Below are 2,416 nucleotides of genomic sequence, written 5' to 3' on the forward strand. Positions count from 1 at the left end.
GCCTCGTGCTCGCACCCGTCCCGACTCGCCTGGCGATGGCGACCTTCACCGCGGTCGCCGGTTCGGACTTCCTGCAGCACGCGTACGTCCGGCTGCAGCAGGCCACGGAATAGCGCTCCGCTCAGCGAATAGCGCTCCGCTCAGCGGCGGTCGAGCGAGCCCCAGTCGTCGCCGAGGCGCTCGACCTCGCGCTGCACCTCGTCCAGGACGGCCATGTCGATCGCCGCGACCGGCTCGCAGTCGGCGATGAGCGGCTCGTTGTCCGGCCCGCGGCTGCGCTCGACCCCGCTCACCACCCACGGGCTGGTGCCGGGACCGCGCTTCTCGGAGAGATGGCGGTAGTCGTAGAGCCGCCGGGCCAGCCAGGCGGTGAGCGGACGATCGGCCCACCAGGTCTCGACCTTCAGGCTGTTCGCCGACAGACCCGGGAGCTCGAGACCGGTGAGCTCGTCGCGACTCACACCGGTGCGCAGGTCGCGCTCCATGTCGTCGGTCCACCGGACGTACAGCCCGTGCTCACCCGTCCAGCCCTCGACCAGACGGGCCAGTTCGTCGAGAGAGTGGACGGCGCCCATACCGCGGCCATACCCAGGTCGCGGCGGCGATCACCGTTCCCCGGCGCGGCCCACTGGGTACGCCAGTGGAGAGCCGCCGAGCAGGCGCGCCGGCGCCGCCGTCGAAGGAGCACCACCATGTCGCAGCCGCACGCCCAGCACCGGGGGGCCCAGCCACCGGCTCAGCCGCCCCCGGAGTCCCCCACCGATCTACCGAAGCCGTCCTGGTTCGCCGTGCTCAAGCGGGCCGGGAAGCAGGTGCAGCCGGACGAGCTCTCCGACCGCGCCGCCGCGCTCACCTACTACGGCATCCAGTCGATCTTCCCGGGCGTCCTCGTGCTCGTGTCGATCGTCGGCCTGCTCGGGCACAGCACCGCGCAGACGCTGATCGACAATCTCGGGCAGGTCGCGCCCGGCAGCGTCTCCGACTTCCTGCGCAGCGTGATCACGCACGCCCAGCAGCAGAAGGGCGCCGCGGGCATTCTTGGCATCGTCGGCATCCTGCTCGCGCTGTGGTCGGCCTCGGGGTACGTCGCGGCGTTCATGCGGGCGAGCAATCGCATCTACGGCATGCCGGAGGGACGTCCGATCTGGAAGACGGCGCCCGTGCGCCTGGGCGTCACGCTGTTCACCGTCGTGTGCCTCGTCGCCGGCATCGTCATCGTGGTCGCCACCGGGTCGCTCGCGACGCACGTCGGCAACGCGCTGGGGCTCGGCTCGACCGCGGTTCTCGTGTGGGAGATCGCGAAGTGGCCGGTGCTGCTGATCCTGTTCGCGCTCATGCTGGGCGTCCTCTACTGGGCGGCCCCGAACGTGAAGGCGGGCGGCTTCCGCTGGCTGAGCCCGGGCGCCGCGGTCGCCGTGCTGATCTGGCTGCTCGCGTCGGGCGCCTTCGCGATCTACGTCGCCAACTTCGGTTCGTACAACAAGACGTACGGCTCGCTCGCCGGCGTGATCATCTTCCTGATCTGGTTGTGGATCTCGAACTTCGCGATCCTGCTGGGCGCCGAGTTCGACGCCGAGCTCGAGCACGAGCGCGCGTTGCGGCAAGGTCTCGACCGCGACCAGCAGCCGTTCGCGATCGCCCGCGACACGCGCAAGCTGGACGACGACGAGCGCCGCGCCGCCGAGCGGACCCGCCGGACGCGGGCGGCCACCCAATGAGCGCGTCCTCGCACCCGCCCCAGCTCGGCCGCGGCAAGGACCGTCCGCGGACCAAGGTCTCGCTGCCGATCGCCGCGCCGCCCGAGCGGGTGTTCGCCGCGCTCTCCGATGCCTGGCTGCTGCCGGTGTGGGTCGTCGGCGCCACGCACATCCGCGACGTGGACGAGAACTGGCCGGCGCCCGGCTCGATCGTGCACCACCAGGTCGGTGGGTGGCCGCTCGCGATCTCGGACGTGACGGCGGTGGTCGAGTGCGAGCCGCCGTCCCGCCTGGTGCTGCAGGGCCGCGCCTGGCCCTTCGGCGAGGTCTACATCGATGGGTGCTCAGCCGGCGCAACCGGGAGTGCCTGCAGCGGCTGCGCTCCATCGTCGAGAACCGGCGGCAGGTGTCCGTGCCGAGCCTGCCGTAGGCCGTACTGCAACATCCCGGCTCCGCACCGCGGTCGCCCGCCGTCGCCCCCCGACTTTGACTTCTCAAGCGGTGCTGCAAGGCCGCCCGAGGCCCGCTTGAGAAGTCAAAGTCGCGGCCGACACGCGTTGGCGGGCTCGGGCGGGGGGCCGGTCAGCGGTAGATGCGCCGGTGGAGGGCGTCGATCGCGCGCCGCCGCGCCGCGCCGGCGGGGCCGAGCCGCTTGATCGCGGCGCGGGCCGCGTTGGCGCCGGGCGCGCCGTGGACGCCGCCGCCGGGGTGCGCCGACG

At 72.4% G+C, this 2,416-nt stretch carries 2 protein-coding genes; one reads left to right on the forward strand and one right to left on the reverse strand.

From position 1 onward, the window contains the following. Positions 1 to 140: 140 nt before the first annotated feature. A complete protein-coding gene (locus tag JF597_RS54320; RefSeq protein ID WP_294014525.1) occupies positions 141 to 575 on the reverse strand; it encodes a DUF6098 family protein in 435 nt (144 codons plus the stop codon). Between the two features lie 117 nt (positions 576 to 692). Here JF597_RS54320 and JF597_RS54325 point away from each other — a divergent pair, with 117 nt between their 5' ends. After that, positions 693 to 1,718: a YihY/virulence factor BrkB family protein gene (locus JF597_RS54325; RefSeq protein WP_294014527.1), complete on the forward strand. Its 1,026-nt coding sequence runs from the start codon at positions 693 to 695 to the stop codon at positions 1,716 to 1,718. Positions 1,719 to 2,416: the final 698 nt, after the last annotated feature.

The organism is Streptomyces sp., assembly GCF_019510245.1.
Taxonomy (GTDB): domain Bacteria; phylum Actinomycetota; class Actinomycetes; order Streptomycetales; family Streptomycetaceae; genus Streptomyces.